14 protein-coding genes are annotated in these 16,921 nt (G+C 66.8%); 2 read left to right on the forward strand and 12 right to left on the reverse strand.

Translation table 11 applies throughout. The features are described from left to right. The first annotated feature begins 14 nt into the window (after positions 1-14). Positions 15-1,409 carry a D-alanyl-D-alanine carboxypeptidase/D-alanyl-D-alanine endopeptidase gene (gene dacB, locus HZ992_RS19380; protein ID WP_371816755.1) on the forward strand — a complete coding sequence of 465 codons (1,395 nt, stop codon included), beginning with the start codon at positions 15-17 and terminating at the stop codon, positions 1,407-1,409. Between the two features lie 8 nt (positions 1,410-1,417). Beyond that, entirely contained in the window at positions 1,418-1,699 is a 282-nt protein-coding gene (locus HZ992_RS19385) for a SemiSWEET transporter (RefSeq protein ID WP_245213124.1), read from the forward strand. Between the two features lie 25 nt (positions 1,700-1,724). Here the strand turns inward: HZ992_RS19385 and HZ992_RS19390 are convergent, their stop codons facing one another. The 12 genes from HZ992_RS19390 to HZ992_RS19445 form a co-directional block, all read right to left on the reverse strand. Then, positions 1,725-2,366 carry an OmpW/AlkL family protein gene (locus HZ992_RS19390; RefSeq protein ID WP_209383456.1) on the reverse strand — a complete coding sequence of 214 codons (642 nt, stop codon included), beginning with the start codon at positions 2,364-2,366 and terminating at the stop codon, positions 1,725-1,727. Between the two features lie 26 nt (positions 2,367-2,392). Next, the gene (locus HZ992_RS19395; RefSeq protein ID WP_209383457.1) at positions 2,393-3,598 is read right to left on the reverse strand and encodes an SGNH/GDSL hydrolase family protein; all 1,206 of its coding nucleotides are present in this window, start codon (positions 3,596-3,598) and stop codon (positions 2,393-2,395) included. Positions 3,599-3,724: 126 nt separating this feature from the next. Then, entirely contained in the window at positions 3,725-4,696 is a 972-nt protein-coding gene (locus tag HZ992_RS19400; RefSeq protein WP_209383458.1) for an SGNH/GDSL hydrolase family protein, read from the reverse strand. Between the two features lie 46 nt (positions 4,697-4,742). Beyond that, complete coding sequence (locus HZ992_RS19405) at positions 4,743-5,723, reverse strand: L-threonylcarbamoyladenylate synthase (protein ID WP_245213126.1); 981 nt, start codon at positions 5,721-5,723, stop codon at positions 4,743-4,745. Positions 5,724-5,726: 3 nt separating this feature from the next. Further along, positions 5,727-6,899, reverse strand: a complete 1,173-nt coding sequence (locus tag HZ992_RS19410) for a 5-(carboxyamino)imidazole ribonucleotide synthase (RefSeq protein WP_209383459.1) — start codon at positions 6,897-6,899, stop codon at positions 5,727-5,729. Beyond that, positions 6,896-7,372: a 5-(carboxyamino)imidazole ribonucleotide mutase gene (purE, locus tag HZ992_RS19415; protein WP_245213516.1), complete on the reverse strand. Its 477-nt coding sequence runs from the start codon at positions 7,370-7,372 to the stop codon at positions 6,896-6,898. The genes HZ992_RS19410 and purE overlap by 4 nt, the downstream gene beginning before the upstream one ends. 297 nt (positions 7,373-7,669) lie before the next feature. Then, positions 7,670-8,125: a histone H1-like DNA-binding protein gene (locus HZ992_RS19420; protein WP_209383461.1), complete on the reverse strand. Its 456-nt coding sequence runs from the start codon at positions 8,123-8,125 to the stop codon at positions 7,670-7,672. Between the two features lie 212 nt (positions 8,126-8,337). Next, a complete protein-coding gene (locus HZ992_RS19425; protein ID WP_209383462.1) occupies positions 8,338-9,507 on the reverse strand; it encodes a ribonucleotide-diphosphate reductase subunit beta in 1,170 nt (389 codons plus the stop codon). 110 nt (positions 9,508-9,617) lie between these two features. Further along, positions 9,618-12,500, reverse strand: coding sequence for a ribonucleoside-diphosphate reductase subunit alpha (locus HZ992_RS19430; protein WP_209383463.1), 2,883 nt, complete (start codon positions 12,498-12,500; stop codon positions 9,618-9,620). A gap of 366 nt (positions 12,501-12,866) precedes the next feature. Continuing rightward, complete coding sequence (ampD, locus tag HZ992_RS19435; protein ID WP_209383464.1) at positions 12,867-13,448, reverse strand: 1,6-anhydro-N-acetylmuramyl-L-alanine amidase AmpD; 582 nt, start codon at positions 13,446-13,448, stop codon at positions 12,867-12,869. 6 nt (positions 13,449-13,454) lie between these two features. Then, complete coding sequence (locus HZ992_RS19440) at positions 13,455-14,999, reverse strand: sigma-54-dependent transcriptional regulator (protein ID WP_209383465.1); 1,545 nt, start codon at positions 14,997-14,999, stop codon at positions 13,455-13,457. Next, on the reverse strand, positions 14,996-16,891 hold the full coding sequence (locus HZ992_RS19445; protein WP_245213127.1) for a sensor histidine kinase: 1,896 nt from the start codon (positions 16,889-16,891) through the stop codon (positions 14,996-14,998). The genes HZ992_RS19440 and HZ992_RS19445 overlap by 4 nt, the downstream gene beginning before the upstream one ends. Between the last annotated feature and the right edge of the window lie 30 nt (positions 16,892-16,921).

Raw genomic sequence — 16,921 nt, forward strand, 5'->3', positions numbered from 1 at the left:
TGCTCGCAGCCGGCTTGGTCCTGGTCGCCGGCGCCGCGGCGGCCCGATTGCCGCCCGAGATCTATGCCGCGCTGGAGCGTGCCAAGCTGCCGCCCGAGTCGCTCGTCGTGGTGGTCCAGGAGGTTGGCAGCACGCGCATGCGGCTGGGTTGGCGCGCCGACGTGCCGGTCAATCCGGCCTCGCTGACCAAGCTGCTCACCACCTATGCCGCGCTCGACCTGCTCGGCCCGGCCTGGACCTGGTCGACACCGGTGTGGCTGCAGGGCAGCATCACCGACGGCGTGCTCGACGGCAACCTCGTCATCAAGGGCAGCGGCGACCCGAAGCTGGTGCCCGAGCGCCTGTGGCTGCTGCTGCGCCGCGTGCAGCAGCTGGGTGTGCGTGAGATCAAGGGCGACATCGTGCTCGACCGCAGCGCCTTCAGCGTGCCCGAGCAGAACCCGGCCGACTTCGACGGCGAACCGCTGCGCCCGTACAACGTGCGCGCCGACGCGCTGCTGCTCGCCTACCGCTCGGTGCTGTTGAGCTTCACGCCGGATGCCGCGCGCGGTGTGGCGCTGGTCGGCGTGGACCCGCCGCTGGCCGGCGTGCAGGCCGACAGCAGCGTGCCACTGGGCGCAGGCCTCTGCAACGACTGGCGCGGCGAACTCAAGGCCGACTTCAGCGACCCGACCCGGCTGCGCCTGGCAGGCAGCTTCCCGGCCGCGTGCGGCGAGAAGTCGTGGCCGGTCGCGTATGCCGACCCGCGCAGCTACAACGACCGCATGGTCAGCGCGCTGTGGCGCGAGATGGGCGGCAAGCTCGGCGGCAGCGTCCGTGACGGTACCGCTCCCGGCACGGCCCCGGCGTTCACCAGCGTGTCGCCGGCCTTGTCGGAGGTGGTGCGGGAGATCAACAAGTTCAGCAACAACGTGATGGCGCAGCAGCTCTTCCTCACCCTGGGGCTGAACCGCGGCGGCTCGGGCTCGCCCGAGGCCTCGCGCGAGGTGCTGCGGCGCTGGTTGAGCGAACGCCTCGGGCGCGCGTCCGACGGCGTGGTGATCGACAACGGTTCGGGCCTGTCGCGCGAGACACGGCTGTCGGCGCAGCAGCTCGCGCGGCTGCTGCAGTCGGCCTGGGCGAGCCCGGTGATGCCGGAGCTGATGGCCTCGCTGCCGGTGTCGGGCACCGATGGCACGCTGATTCGCTCGAAGGCCACGCCGGGGCGCGCGCACCTGAAGACCGGCTCGCTGCGCGACGTGTCCGGCGTGGCCGGCTACGTGCTGGCGAACAACGGCCGGCGCTACGTGGTGGTGGCCGTGGTCAACCACCCGAACGCCGGCGCCGCGCGCCCGGCGATCGACGCGCTGGTGCAATGGGCCATCAACGACGCCGGCAGCTCGCCGGTGCATTCGGACATACAGAACTGAAGTACGCCATGATCTCTTCCGTGAGCGCCATGGACTGGCTCGGCTACCTCGCCGCGACGCTGACCACCCTGTCCTTCGTACCGCAGGTCTGGCACACCTTCCAGACGCGCGACGTGAGCGGAATCTCGCTGAGCATGTACAGCGCCTTCACGCTGGGCGTGCTGCTGTGGATGGTCTACGGCGTGATGCTCGGCGCCTGGCCGGTGATCGTGGCGAACTTCATCACGCTGGCGCTGGCCGCCTGCATCCTGACGATGAAGATCGTGCTCGGGCGAGGCGGCGGCCGCTGAGGCGGCCGCCTCACACCGGCAGCCGTCAGAAGCGGTACGACACGCCGAACGAGTAGGTCGTCGGACGAAAGTCGATCTCGGTGGTCAACACCGTGGCGCCGGCCGCGACGAGCTTGGACTTCGTCTGCACCTTGGCGATGCTGGCGAACAGGCCCCAGTCCTTGGACGGCGAGTAGTCGATGCCCAGTTGCACGGCCAGACCGGTCGAGTCGCTCATCTCGACGTCGGGCGCGAGCTTGGACTTCACACTGACGAACTTGGTGTAGTTAATGCCAGCGCCGGCATATGGCCGCCAGGCGTCGCCGGGCGCGCCGAAGTGGTAGTTGACCAGCACCGTCGGTGCAACGTTCTTCGCCGACAGCACGTCGTCGCCGAGGAAGGCCACCGTGCCGGTGGCCTTGGCGGTGATCTTCGGCGGGATGCCGATGACGAGTTCGACGCCGATGTTGGGTGTCAGCGCACGCTCGTAGGTCAGCAGCAGCGTGGTCGCATCACCAGTTTCGGCATCGGCGCCGGGCGGCACGCCGGCACCCTGGATTCCGTTGGTCTTCGAGTTCGTCGTGTAGCGGATCGCGCCAATCTTGAAGGTGTTTTCCTGGGCCTGCGCCACGCTCGCAGCACCGGCGACGAGCACCGCCGCAGCGAGCAATTGGATCTTGATGTTCATGTTGTGTCTCCTGGGGTGCCTTGAACTCAGATCCAGCCAAAGGCCTGCAGCTGCTGCGTGGCGATGTCGCTGAGCAGCTTGTGGCCGCCCTTGGTCGGATGCACGTCGTCCGCGAAGAGCCAGGTCGTGTCGTTTGCCGCCGTGGGCGTGGTCAGCAAGGTGTTGTAGATGACGTTGGGCGTGCTGTTGCAGAACAGCGAGGAACCGGTCGCGGCCTGGCCCCCGGTGATCGTGCTGATCTTCGCGACGTCGCAGGCGGGCGTCGTCACGTTGTCCATGCCGTAGGTGGTGGGGCTCGCGACGACCGCGTTGAAGAAGTTGTAGAGGTCGAGGATCTTCACCGGCTGGTTGGTCAGCCCCTCGCGCAGCCACACATTGAAGGTGGACGACAGGGCGATCAGCACCGAGCGCGCAGGCGCCACCGCCGGGCTGTTGCCGAACGGCGTGTTCGCAAGATCGGGGATGGTCGCCACGGCAACGTACTTGCCGCCGTGGGCAAGGATCTTCGTGCGTACGGCGGCCGCCAGTTCGAGCGCGGCCGTCTTCATGGCCTCTTGCGCAGCGGTCTGCGCGGCGAAGAGCTGGCGATTCGCCTCGTCGACGCTGATGGCGCCACTGCCGGCCTGGGCCTGGATCTGCCCCGCGGCCGCGCCGAAGATCTGCATCTGCACGAACAGGTCGTTCAGGCCGCCCTCGACGAAGATCAGGTCGGTGTCGCTGAAGCGGCCGCCGAAGGTGGGGTTGGCGAGGTGATTGTCGATCTGCTGCGTCACGGGCACCGTCAGTGCGCCGAGCCCGCTGACCGGGTCGTGGCCGACGCCGTTCGGGTCGGTCACGCGCGCGCCCCCCTGGGCATAGCCGGTGCAGGTTCTGACCAATGCCGGGTTGGCGGCGGCAGGACACTTGACCGACTGGCCGTTGAAGCCAACTTCGGCCGGCGTGATGATGACGCCGATCGAAGCGGCGAAATTTTCCACCCACACGGTACCGGTCGCACTGTTGGTCGTGAACTTGCCGCCGATGGTTCCGATGTTGGGAATCGCGGTCGCTGGCGTGTACGTGCCCAGATCGCTCGGGCTCGTGCCGAAGGACACGATGGCCGTGAAATTGCCCTTGCTGGTGGGTGCGCCCGCGGGCGACCCCGACCCGGGCACATAGGGATCGCCGCCGCCGCAGGCCGCGAGCAGCAGGGCCGAGAGCGCCAGCGGCGCCAGGTTTCGAATGAGCTTCATGCACACCTCTTGTGGAATCGACCAAAATAGAACGCTCGTTCTATTTTGTGACAGCCACTATAGGTGCGTGTCCGCCCTCGACGCTGCCGGGGAAACCCGACGCGCGCATAGAGTCATTGACGACCGTCAGAACGGGTTCGCGCGCGACCGATTGGCGGCCAGGGAGCCGAGGTAGACGTGTCCGTTCGGGCTGAGATGTCTGTCGTCGGCCCAAAGGTACTTGAGCGCGTCGCCACCGGTCACCAGCGTGTCGGTGGTGCACAGGTCGACAGTGGCGGCCAGCGTCTTGTCGCACACCGGAGCGATGACGTTTGTCATGCCACCGTAGCTGACCGGGAACTTGGCCATGGCCTGCACCAGTTCGTCGGTCAGCATGATCGCGACCTGTTCGCCCGACTCCTGGGCGATGCCCACGCGCAAGCCCTCGTTGAACTTGGCGACCAGTTCGCCCAGCAGCGCGCCACGCGTGTTGTCTCCGGTATCGGTGTTTTCGGCAATCGCGAACGGCGAATAGGCGAGGTCGGGCACGGTGGACACCAGCACCTTGCCACCGGCGTCTGCGATGCGGCTGACCTGCCGCGCAAGCGCCAGGCCGGCCTCGTACACGTTCGACAGCAGCTGGGCCTTCGGCACGCCAGGGTACTGCGCATACTGTTCGAGCACGTCGTTCTGCCCGGTCAAGAGCGTGACGAGGTCCTTGCCCGAGAAGGTGTCGGTGGCCAGGTGCTGATCGACCTGTACGGCGAGGTCGGCGACCTTGGTTCCGGCCTGCGCGTAGATGCGGCTGCGCAAATCGGCCACGGCATTCGGGTTGCAGTCGGGAAACAGCAAGCCGAAGCCGGAGGCCAGGCGTTGCACCCACAGGGCGTTGATGTCGCAGTCAAGCGTCTTGACGCCATTGGCATCGGTCTTCAGGCCGTTCACCGTGTACTTGCGCCCCTGCGCGGTGATGACGCTGTTCTCGTCGCCGAAGGCCAGCACGCGCGTCGGCTGGAAGGGCTCGACCTGGGTGCCGCCGCCGCAGGAGGCGAGCAAGGCCGCAGTGCCGAGCAGCAGCGCCAGCATGGCGCGTCGGGGGCTATTCACCAGCAGATTCATCAGGGCTCCAGAAAGTGTTCGGGCACGCCGTCGAGACCGGCGCGCATCAGGCTGCTGCGGCGCGATTCAGGCGATCGCGCACGCCATCCCACGCCGGCAGCGGCGGGGGCTCCTCCACCCAGATGAGATCCGGGCCTTCGGCGTCGAGTTCACGCAGCGTGGCAAAGAGTTCGTGGGCGGCACGGTCCGGGTCGCCGGGCATGGCGCGCCATCGCAGCAGCGACCCCGGCGGCAGCCGGACGCTGCGCGAATATACCGCCAGCTTCAGGGCACTGTCGCCGAGCATCTGCAACGCCGTATTCAGCAATGCCGTCGGCATCAGGCGAAGCCTGGCGCGCGGCGCATAGTGCGCTTCGAGCGTACCGGAGGCGCGCGGCGATTGGGCATCGGGCTCGCCCATCGCCACACCGGCAGCGGCTTCGAGCCGTTCGCGGCCGAGTTGCCCTGGGCGCAGCAGTACCGGACGGGTTCCTGAACAGTCGACGATGGCGGATTCGATGCCGACCTGGCAGTCGCCGCCATCGATCACAAGCAGGCCGTCGCCGAACTCGTCGACCACGTGGCTCGCGCGCGTCGGGCTGATGCGTCCGAAGCGGTTGGCGCTGGGCGCTGCGACACCCGGCACGCCGCGCGCTCGCGCCGCCGCGAGCAATGATTTCGCCACCGGGTGCGAGGGGCAGCGCAGGCCGATGGTGTCCTGGCCGCCGGCCGCAGCAGCTGCCATGCCAGGAGCACGCGGCACGATGACGGTCAGCGGGCCGGGCCAGAACGACTCGGTCAGGCGCCGGGCCACATCGGGCCACCGCGATGCGAAGGCCGGCGCGTCGGACGGATCGGCGACATGGACGATCAACGGGTGATCGCTGGGGCGACCCTTGAGCGCGAAGATGCCGGCGACGGCGGCGTCGGAGTCGGCCCGGGCACCGAGGCCATAGACGGTCTCCGTCGGGAAGGCGACCAGATCTCCGGCGGCCAGGGCGTCGGCCGCACGCTCGATCGCGGACCGTTCATCACCAGACAGAAGCACGATTCAGAATGCCTCGATGCCCAGCAGCGCGGCCGCCTGCAGTGCCAACTCGCGAGCGCGGGCAGTTGTCTCGGCCGTGATGGTCAGGTGGCCCATCTTGCGGCCACGGCGCGCCTGCACCTTCCCGTAAAGGTGAAGATGCGCGCCCGGCAAGGCCAGCACGCCAGCCCAATCGGGGGCACGCTCGGTTTCGCCGCTTCGGAACCACAGATCGCCCAGCAGATTCAGCATCACGGCCGGCGAATGCAGCCGAGGTGCCACCAGCGGCGCTCCGGTGAGCGCCCGAACCTGCAGATCGAACTGCGAGACATCGCAGGCATCGATGCTGTAGTGGCCCGAGTTATGAGGTCGCGGTGCCATTTCGTTGGCGACGAGAGTGCCGTCGCGCAGGACGAAGAACTCGACGCACAGCACGCCGACGTACTCCATCGACTCGGCGATCCGGCCGGCCGCGTCGATCGCCTGGCGCTGCAACCCCGTGTCGATGCCTGTTGCTGGCACGCAAGTCACCGCAAGGATGCCGTCCCGGTGCAGGTTGTGCTGCACAGGCAGGTGAACGACCGTTCCGTCAGCCGCTCGCGCGACGATGACGCTGATCTCATCGGCGAGGTCCAGCCGCTGTTCGAGCACGCAAGGCACGCGGCGCAGCGTCTGCCAGGCGGCGGCGAGTTCGACCGCGTCCTTCACGCGCACTTGCCCTTTGCCGTCGTAGCCCAATCTCGCCGTCTTCAGGATGCCCGGCAGCAGCCTGCCGGCATCGACAGCGGCGAGCTGCTCTGCCGTCTCGATCACCGAGTACGCCGCACAGGTCACGCCGCACCGGCCAAAGTGAGCCTTCTCGAGCGACCGGTCCTGGCAGATCGCGACGGCATCCGCGCCCGGCGCCACCGGCCGGTGGGCGCCGAGCGTGATCAGCGCCGCGGCCGGAACGTTCTCGAACTCGGTCGTGATGGCTTCGCTTCGCTGCATCAGCTGGGCCAGGCCTTGCTCGTCGAGATAGTCGGACTGAATGTGGAAGTGTGCCGCCAGGCCTGCAGGACTGGCCGGATCGGGATCGAGCACTGCGGTGAAGTAACCCATCTGCTGCGCAGCATGCACGAACATCCGGCCGAGCTGGCCGCCGCCCATCACGCCGAGGGTGGCGCCGGGAGCGATGAAGCGCGAAGGTGTAGTCATGGCCCGACCTGATTCAGTTCGTCGGTCATCGCGCGTGCCATCTCGGTCTGTCGAGCCCGAAAGACCTCCAGCTTGCCGCGCAGTACCGCGTCTTCTCCCGCCAGCATGGCGACCGCAAACAAGGCCGCGTTGGCCGCGCCTGCATGGCCGATGGCAAACGTGGCAACGGGAACGCCCTTGGGCATCTGGACGATCGAATGCAATGAATCGACACCGCTCAGATGGCGGCTGGCCACCGGCACACCAAGAATGGGCACGGTGGTCTTTGCCGCGAGCATGCCGGGGAGGTGCGCAGCACCGCCGGCTCCGGCGATGATGGCCCTGAGTCCACGGCCGGCGGCAGATTGCGCATAGGCGAACATGTCGTCGGGCATGCGGTGCGCCGAGAGAACGCGCACCTCGCTAGACACGCCGAACTCGGCGAGGATCTCACTCGCGTGTCGCATGGTCTCCCAGTCGCTGCTCGAGCCCATCACGACACCGACGAGACAGGGTGCGGTACTCACAGGTTGCTCCGGTCTTGCCAGGGATGCAGATTGTAGGTGGCGATCCATCGCCTCGGGGTGCGGTTGGGGGTTGAGATCGAAGCCGCTTCAACAGGCCAGGTCAGATAGTCATCGGAGCTGTGCAAAGAGGTGCTACACCACTTCACTCCGGAAAGCCGACATCCACCCCGTGTCGCGTGGCAGCACCATCGGCATCTCCGAGCCGGCTCAACCAGCCAAAAAAAAGGGCCCCATCACTGGGGCCCCTTAGACGAGATCGACCGATCAGGGCTTCGTTCCGGTGGGAAACGGCCAAGCGGCCTGCGGGCTGAGTGCCGTTTTCGCGGGGGTCGATACCGCAGGTGCGGCGGGTGCAGCAGGCGTCTTCTTCGCAGCAGGCTTCTTGGCAGCCTTCTTCGCAGCAGCCTTCTTGGGCGCCTTCTTCGCAGCGGCCTTCTTCGCCGGAGCCTTCTTCGCAGCGGCCTTCTTCGCCGGAGCCTTCTTCGCAGCGGCCTTCTTCGCCGGAGCCTTCTTCGCAGCGGCCTTCTTCGCCGGAGCCTTCTTCGCAGCGGCCTTCTTCGCCGGAGCCTTCTTCGCAGCGGCCTTCTTCGCCGGAGCCTTCTTCGCAGCGGCCTTCTTCGCCGGAGCCTTCTTCGCAGCGGCCTTCTTCGCCGGAGCCTTCTTCGCAGCGGCCTTCTTCGCCGGAGCCTTCTTGGCCGAAGCCTTCTTTGCAGTTGCCATTACATTTCTCCTTGATCAAGTTGAAAAAAAACCGCTCTTGCCTGTCGTTTGACCAGGCTCCTGCGGCTATTCATCGCCCGTGGTCTGTCCAGGAGGGACGCCCCGATACGATGAATGCATTGCGAATCCGAACTCTGCTTCTGCGTCAGACATTCCTGATTCGCGAATCTTGATCTCTCGCACTGACCTGAGCGACTGCATCCGAAGGACATTCAGTCCCAGGACAACGCTCCACCCGACTGGTACTCGATCACGCGGGTCTCGAAGAAGTTGCGTTCCTTCTTCAGGTCGATCATCTCGCTCATCCAGGGGAACGGGTTCTCCTCGTTGGGGAACAGTTCCTCCAGACCGATCTGCGTTGCACGGCGGTTGGCGATGTAGCGCAAATAACCCTTGAACATCGACGCGTTCATGCCCAGCACGCCCCGAGGCATGGTGTCTTCCGCGTAGCGATACTCCAGTTCCACCGCCCTCTGGAACAAGGTCTTTACCTCGGCCTTGAAGGCGGACGTCCACAGGTGCGGATTTTCCAGCTTGATCTGGTTGATGAGGTCGATGCCAAAATTACAGTGCATCGACTCGTCGCGCAGGATGTACTGGTATTGCTCGGCCGCACCGGTCATCTTGTTCTGCCGCCCCAGCGCCAGGATCTGCGTGAAGCCGACGTAGAAGAACAGGCCTTCCATCAGGCAGGCGAAGACGATCAAGGACTGCAGCAATCGCTGGTCGTTCTCAGGCGTCCCCGTCTTGAAGCCCGGATCCATGATCTGCTCGATGAACGGCAACAGGAATTCGTCCTTGTCGCGGATCGACTTGATCTCGTGGTACGCGTTGAAGATCTCGCTTTCGTCCAGACCCAGCGACTCGACGATGTACTGATACGCGTGGGTGTGGATCGCCTCTTCGAAGGCCTGACGTAGCAGGAACTGGCGGCATTCCGGCGCCGTGATGTGGCGGTAGCTGCCCAGCACGATGTTGTTTGCAGCGAGCGAGTCGGCAGTAACGAAGAAGCCGAGATTGCGCTTGATGATGCGCCGCTCGTCTTCGGTCAGTCCGTTCGGATCCTTCCAGGTCGCGATGTCGCGCGACATGTTGATCTCTTGCGGCATCCAGTGGTTCGCACAAGTGGCGAGGTACTTCTCCCACGCCCACTTGTACTTGAATGGCACGAGCTGGTTGACGTCGGTCTGCCCGTTGATGATGCGCTTGTCGGCCGCCTTGACGCGGCGGTCGGCGGCCGCCGGCGATACCGTCGCGACGACGGGAATCGGCGAAGCCGACTCGGATGCGTGCTCTTGCAGCCGCGCGGAGGATGAGTGACCCAGCGCATTCGCTGCGCTTTGCAATCTGGAGGTTTTTACTTCGTCGTCCCAAACAAGCATGGTCGCTTCCTGATCTTTCTAATTATCCGAGTGTTGCGCTGGAACACCAAGCACTTCTTGACTTTTGGCCCGAGTGCTTGTTGCTGCCTCGCATCGAAATGCCGCTCGACTCACTGACAAGCTTCGCAGGTCGGATCGTCGATCGCGCAGAACTTGATGTCGCTGGCAGGCTCGCTGCTCGACGCGATCGCGGCCACGGCACCTTGCACCGTACCCGCGTCGCTCGCACCGCTGGACACGGCGTTGAGCTTGCCCGATTTCACCGTCGACTTCTCGGCGTGCGTCGCGCCGACAGTGCGCAGGTAGTAGGTCGTCTTCAGTCCGCGCAGCCAGGCGAGCTTGTAGGTCTCGTCGAGCTTCTTGCCCGATGCGCCGGCCATGTAGATGTTCAGAGATTGCGCCTGGTCGATCCACTTCTGGCGTCGCGCCGCAGCCTCCACCAGCCACTGCGTCTCGATCTCGAACGCCGTTGCGTACAACTCCTTCAGATCCTCGGGCACGCGGTCGATGCGGCGCAGCGAGCCGTCGAAGTGCTTCAGGTCCATGACCATGACGTCGTCCCACAGGCCGAGCGCCTTGAGATCACGCACCAGGTACTCGTTGAGCAGCGTGAACTCGCCCGACAGGTTCGACTTCACCGACAAGTTGCCGAACGACGGCTCGATCGATGCACTCACGCCGATGATGTTCGAGATGGTCGCTGTCGGTGCGATCGCCACGCAGTTCGAATTGCGCATGCCGTGCTCGGCGATACGCGAGCGCAGTGCATCCCAGTCCATCGAGACGCTGCGGTCCACCTCGACATAGCCGCCGCGTTGCTGCTCGAGCAGGCCCAGCGAGTCCAGCGGCAGGATGCCGCGGTCCCACAGCGACCCGCGGTAGCTGGCGTAGCGGCCGCGCTCCGCCGCCAGCTCGGTCGATGCCCAGTAGGCGTGGTAGCACACGGCCTCCATCGAGCGGTCGGCGAACTCGACCGCGGCCTCCGATGCGTACGGAACGCGCAACTCGTGCAGCGCGTCCTGGAAGCCCATGATGCCCAGCCCGACCGGACGATGCTTCAGGTTCGAATCGCGCGCCTTCTTCACCGCGTAGTAGTTGATGTCGATGACGTTGTCGAGCATGCGCATCGCCGTCGCCACCGTCTTCTTCAGCTTGGCCTGGTCGATCTGGCCGTCCTTCAGATGGTGCGCGAGGTTCACCGAGCCGAGGTTGCACACCGCGATCTCGGTGTCGCTGGTGTTCAGCGTGATCTCGGTGCACAGGTTGCTCGAATGCACCACGCCGACATGCTGCTGCGGCGAACGCACGTTGCATGCATCCTTGAAGGTGATCCAGGGATGGCCGGTCTCGAACAGCATCGAGAGCATCTTGCGCCACAGGTCGCGCGCGGGTACTCGCTTGTACAGCTTGATCTCGCCGCTGACCGTCCGGGCTTCGTAGCGCTGGTAAGCGTCCTCGAAGTCCTGGCCGAACTTGTCGTGCAGATCCGGGCAGGTGCTCGGCGAGAACAAGGTCCAGTCACCACCCTCGATCACCCGCTTCATGAACAGATCCGGGATCCAGTTCGCGGTGTTCATGTCGTGCGTGCGCCGACGGTCGTCGCCCGTGTTCTTGCGCAGCTCGAGAAACTCCTCCAAGTCGAGGTGCCACGACTCGAGGTAGGCGCACACCGCGCCCTTGCGCTTGCCCCCCTGATTCACGGCGACGGCGGTGTCGTTGACCACCTTCAGGAACGGCACCACGCCCTGGCTCTTGCCATTGGTGCCCTTGATGTGGCTGCCCAGCGCGCGCACGTTGGTCCAGTCGTTGCCGAGGCCGCCGGCGAACTTGGACAGCAGCGCGTTCTCCTTCAGCGCCTCGTAGATGCCGTCGAGATCGTCGGCCACCGTCGTCAGGTAGCAGCTCGACAGCTGCGAACGGCGCGTACCCGAATTGAACAGGGTCGGCGTAGAACTCATGAAGTCGAAAGTCGAGAGCACTTCGTAGAACTCGATCGCGCGCGCCTCGCGGTCGATCTCGTTCAGCGCCAGGCCCATGGCCACGCGCATGAAGAAGGCCTGCGGCAGTTCGATGCGGACTTCGTCGATGTGCAGGAAGTAGCGGTCGAACAGGGTCTGCAGGCCGAGATAGTCGAACTGCAGGTCTCGGTCGACCTTCAGCGCGGCGCCGAGCCGGGCCAGGTCGTACTGCAGCAGCTTCTCGTCGAGCAGCTCGGCCTGAACGCCCTTCTTGATGAAGCCCGGGAAATAGTCGGCATAGCGGGTGTGCATCTGCTCGTGGGTCACTTCCTCGCCGAGAATCTCGCGACGGATCGTGTGCAGCAGCAGCCGCGCCGTGGCGCGCGTGTAGCCCGGGTCCTTCTCGATCAGCGTGCGGGCGGCCAGGATGGCCGCCTTGTGCACCTCGCCTATGGGCACGCCGTCGTACAGGTTGCGGCGCGTCTCGGCCAGCACCGGATCGGCCTTCACGTCGGCGCCGAGGCCGGCGCAGGCCGACTCGATCAGCGCCTGCAGCCGGCCGAAGTCGAGCGGCACGCGCACGCCGTTGTCGGTGACGTGGATCTGCGGCTCTGCCGGTGCGCTGCGCTGCACCTGGCGGGCGCGCTCCTGCGAACGGCGCTCGCGATACAGCACGTAGGCCCGCGCGACCTCGTGATGCCCGCCGCGCATCAGGCCGAGCTCGACGTGATCCTGCACGTCCTCGATGTGGAAGGTGCCGCCACCCGGGCGCGAACGCAGCAGTGCGCGCACCACCGCTTCGGTGAGCCCGTCGACTGTCTCGCGCACGCTGGCCGACGCGGCACCTTGCGTGCCATGGACCGCCAGGAAAGCCTTCATCAATGCCACCGCGATCTTGTTCGGCTCGAAGGCCACGACGGCGCCGTTGCGGCGAATGATCTGGTAGCCCTGATAAGCCGACACCGTGGCCGCCGTCGACGGGGCCCGCGAGCCGCTGGCGGCGGGCGTGGAGGTCGGGACATGGATGGCTTGCATGGCTTCCCCTGTGTTGGTCTGTGGCAGTGTTTCGATGGTCATGAGCGAGAGCGACAAGAAGATGGGCCGGCCACTACGGCAGACCGTGAATCGACGAAGGAGACGGGATCGGCGCGTGCCGCCTGACCGCACAGGAAACCGCCTGGGTATCGGCGGTCGACGAGTTGGGCACAGCGCGTTGGGAGGAGATCAAGCATAGCACGACGAGACACTATATCTGGGGTCTGCCGGGCCTTCAAGCACTAGCCATAGCGTGCCGGAGACTGTTCGCTCGTCACTGCGGCGAGCCTTCGCCTTGCGAAGCCGCACCGTTGCTGGCGCGGCGAGCGCTTGACCGCACAGACCGAGGCAGGCGCCCCGGTTGCGTCATGTTGCACTGTCGGGAAAGTCCCAATCCGCGATGCCGACTCCGGAAAGAAGCTCGCGCAGACGAGGCCACTCGAAGCCAGCGCCCGGGTCGGCCTTGCGTCCCGGTGCGACATGCTCATGCCCGGCCACCGCCTCGATCGGGTAGCGGCGCGCGATCCCCCGCGCGAGCAAGGCCAGGGCCATGTACTGCGGCGACTCGAAGGTCTGGCCTTCCATCCCCTCGAGCTCGACCCCGATCGAGAAGTCGTTGCAGTCCGGGCGGCCGCGCCATCCTGATCGACCGGCGTGCCAGGCGCGGCGGTCGCAGGAAACGAACTGCACCACTTCGCCATCGCGGCGGATCAGGAAATGCGCCGACACCTCGATGCCGCGGATCGTCTCGAAGTACGGATGCGCCGCCCAGTCGAGCCGATTGGTGAACAGGCGCTCGATGGATTCCCCGCCGTACTCGCCCGGCGGCAGGCTGATGGAATGAACAAGCAGCAGCGACACCGGCATGCCCGCAGGACGCAGCCCGAAGTTCGGGGAACGGCATCGGCGCGCCGCCGACCACCACCCGGCGTACCAGCGCGGCGTCACGGCAACTCAGTCGCGGTCGGAGCCGACACCATCGCTGCCCACGTTCACACCCAGTCGCGCCATCCGATATCGCATCTGGCGCAGCGACAGGCCCAGGCTGGCACCCGCGGCCGTGCGGTTGAAGCGATGCCGCTCCAGCGCACGCACGAGGATGTCGCGCTCCACCTCGTCGAGGTACTGCGCCAGATCGGTCGGCAGCGGCTCCTCGAGCGGCATCGCCGGCGCCGCCGACGGGAATCGTGCCGGCGGCTCGTCGCGCGCCATGGCGTCGAAGGCGTCACCTTCGGCAGCGAACGAATCCACCACCTCCGACTCCGGCAGGCCGAGGTCAGCCACGCCGATCGTCTCGCCGCCGGACAATGCCACGGCGCGGTGCAAGAGGTTCTCCATCTCGCGCACATTGCCCGGGAACGGATAGCGCGCCAGGTGTTGCAGCGCCTCGCGGGTGAGCCGTGGCGCCGGCGAGACGCCCGCATCGTGGGCAATGCGCTCGAGCACGCGCTCGCTGATGTCCAGCAGGTCTTCGAGCCGCTCGCGCAGCGGCGGCACGCGGATCTGGATCACGTTCAGGCGGTAGTACAAGTCCTGCCTGAACTTGCCGGCTTGCACCTCGGCGCCGAGATCCTTGTGCGTGGCACTGAGCAGGCGCACGTTGACGGCCTGCTCGCTGACCGCCCCGACCGGCCTCACCGAGCGCTCCTGGACCGCGCGCAGCAGCTTGCTCTGCATCGACAAGGGCAGATCACCGATCTCGTCGAGGAACAGCGTGCCGCCGTTGGCCGCCTGGAAGAAGCCCTCGCGGTCTTCGGCAGCACCGGTGAAGGCCCCCTTGCGATAGCCGAAGAACTCCGCCTCGAGCAGCTGCTCCGGGATCGCGCTGCAATTGACCGCGATGAAGGGCTGCGCGGCGCGCGGGCTCACCTCGTGGATTGCCCGCGCGACGAGTTCCTTGCCGGTGCCCGACTCGCCGTTCACGAGCACGGGCGCCATGCTGCGCGCCACCTTGTCGACCAGCGCGCGGACCTGCTGCATCGCCGAGGAATGCCCGGCCATGCGCCGCAACGCGCCGCTGACCGGAACGGCGGGCGCCGCCACGGGTCGCGGCACGCGCGGAACGGCCGGCGCGCCGTTCTCCGACGGCAGCGTCGACGGGTCCATGGTCGGCACGCCCGGTCCGCCACGACCGAGTGCCGACGCCACCACGGCGCGGAACTGCTTCAGGTCCACCGGCTTGGTCAGGTAGTCGTACGCGCCGGCCTTCAGCGCCTCGACGGCGTTCTCGGCCGAGCCGTAGGCCGTGATGACGATGGCCTTCTCGCGGCGACCCGTTTCCTCCAGGCGACGAAGCAGGTCCAGCCCGGTGCCGTCGGGCAGGCGCATGTCGGTGATGACCGCGCTGTAAGTGCGGTCCTTCAGGTGCAGCAGCGCCTCCTCGACGGTGGCGGCGGTCTCGATGTCGTAACCCTCGCGCAACAGCGTCAGTTCGTACAGCGTGCGCAGGTCGGGCTCGTCGTCGACGACCAGCAGGCTGAAGTGCGAAGCGGAGGTCATGAGGTCAGTTGCAGTCGGGCTTCGGTGTCGGTCAGCGGCATCCGGCGCATCACCACGAAAAATTCGTTGCAGTGCGGATCACCGGCGGCGCGGGCCCGGTAGTCGATGCTCGCACCGTAGCGCTCGCAAAGCTCACGACAAATATACAGGCCCAGGCCCGTGCCGCGGCTGCGCGTCGAGAAGAAGGGTTCGAACAGGTATCGCTCCACCTCGGGCGGGATCGGCGCTCCGTCGCTGGCCACGCTCAGGAATGCACGGGCGTCGTCGCGCGACTCCAGTCGCAGCTGGATCGCCCCGGGGGCACTGCTGGCGTGGCGCCGCGCGTTGTCGAGCAGGTTGACGAGCACCCGGCGCAGATGCTCAGCGTCGAAGGCCACGCCCAAGGGCTGCGGCGGCAGGTCGACGCGGAGCACGCTCTGGTCGCCGAGCTTGAGGCCGACGGAACGCGCCCAGTCGCTGCAGACCGCCGCCACCTGCGCCGTGGCATCGATGGCGTGCACTTCCTGCATCTGGCCCGGCGCCACTTCCATGACGTCGTCGACGATGCGCTTGAGCCTGTCCACGTTGTCGGCCACCATCTGCATCAGCTGCCGCTGGCCCGGGTCGGTGGCATCCTCGGCGAGCAGCGCATTGGCCTGGGCGATGGCCGCCAGCGGGTTGCGGATCTCGTGGGCGATGCCGGCCGACACACGCCCCATGGCGGCAAGCTTCTCCTGCCGGCTGCGCGCCTGCATGTTGCGCACGTCCTCGAGAAACAGCACGCAGAAGTCTTCGCTGGCCTGTGCCGCACGGTGGCGGGTGAAGCGCACGCGCACGCGCAGCGTCCGGTTCGAGCCCGGCTCGAATTCGAGCGTGACGTCGCGGCCTTCCTCGGGCCAGCTCGACTCGATGAACGCCTGCTCGACGGTGCGCACCAGGCCCGTCCACGCTTCGACGCCGCGCAGCTGGAAGGGCGCCGGTCGGCTCATTCCCGAGGGAGCCAGCAGCCTGCGCGCCGACGGGTTGGCCGCGCGGACGCGGCCACGGCGGTCAACGACAAGGATGCCATCCTGCATCTCCTCGATCACCAGGCGATTCAACGCGGCCTGCTGGCGAGCCATCTCCATGTTGCCGCGTGCGCTGAGTTCCTCGCGCGCCAGCCGCCCGGCGAGTTCGCCGGCCAGCACGGTGATGACGAAGAAGCCGCTGCCCGCCAGTGCCGCCTGCGTCAGCAACTGCGTCATGCTGCCCCCGCCCGCGGCGCCCAGCCAGGCGGTGACCAGCAGCATCATCGCCACCACGGCCGAGGTGGCCAGGGCCAGCGGGCGCGGCGTGAGCACGCCCGCCATCAGCACCGGCAGCACGAGCAGCGCGACGTAGTTGAGGCTGGCGCCCGGTGTCAGCATGTGCAGCGCGCTGAAGGCCACCAGGTCGACACCGATGGTGGCCAGCCAAGGACCGCCAAAGACGCGCGCCAGCGCCTTGGGCTCGATCGGCTTCTTGCGCGGCAGCAGCCACAGGCTCAGCGCCAGCGCGCCGTACGCCACGCTCACCAGCGCCGCCTCGAGCGACGGGCGGGCGCCGAACAGCCCGGTCACCGCCTGGGCGAGCACCAGGGCCACGCCGAGCGCCGCACGTGCGCCGATGAAGGTCCGATAGATGCGGTCGAACGCCGTCTGACCGGCGCTGACGATGCGCTCGGCCTGGCGCGAGAACAGCCGCGAATCCAGTGTCGAGCTCGATGTCGGCGCCGCATCCTTCGGCACCTTCGTCGCCGCGCCTTCCTCTGGCGAGATCTGCGTGTCTTCCGCCGACCCGAAGGCGCCGAACCAGGACTCGTCGGCCGTCGGTGCGCGTCGCTGACCCCGGCGGTCGTTCACCCGGCGTTCACGCCCACGGGGCACGTCGCTCACGGCCGCGCTCCTGCAGGCAGGCTCGATGCC

The organism is Rhizobacter sp. AJA081-3, from assembly GCF_017795745.1.
In the GTDB taxonomy this organism is placed as follows: Bacteria; Pseudomonadota; Gammaproteobacteria; order Burkholderiales; family Burkholderiaceae_C; genus Piscinibacter.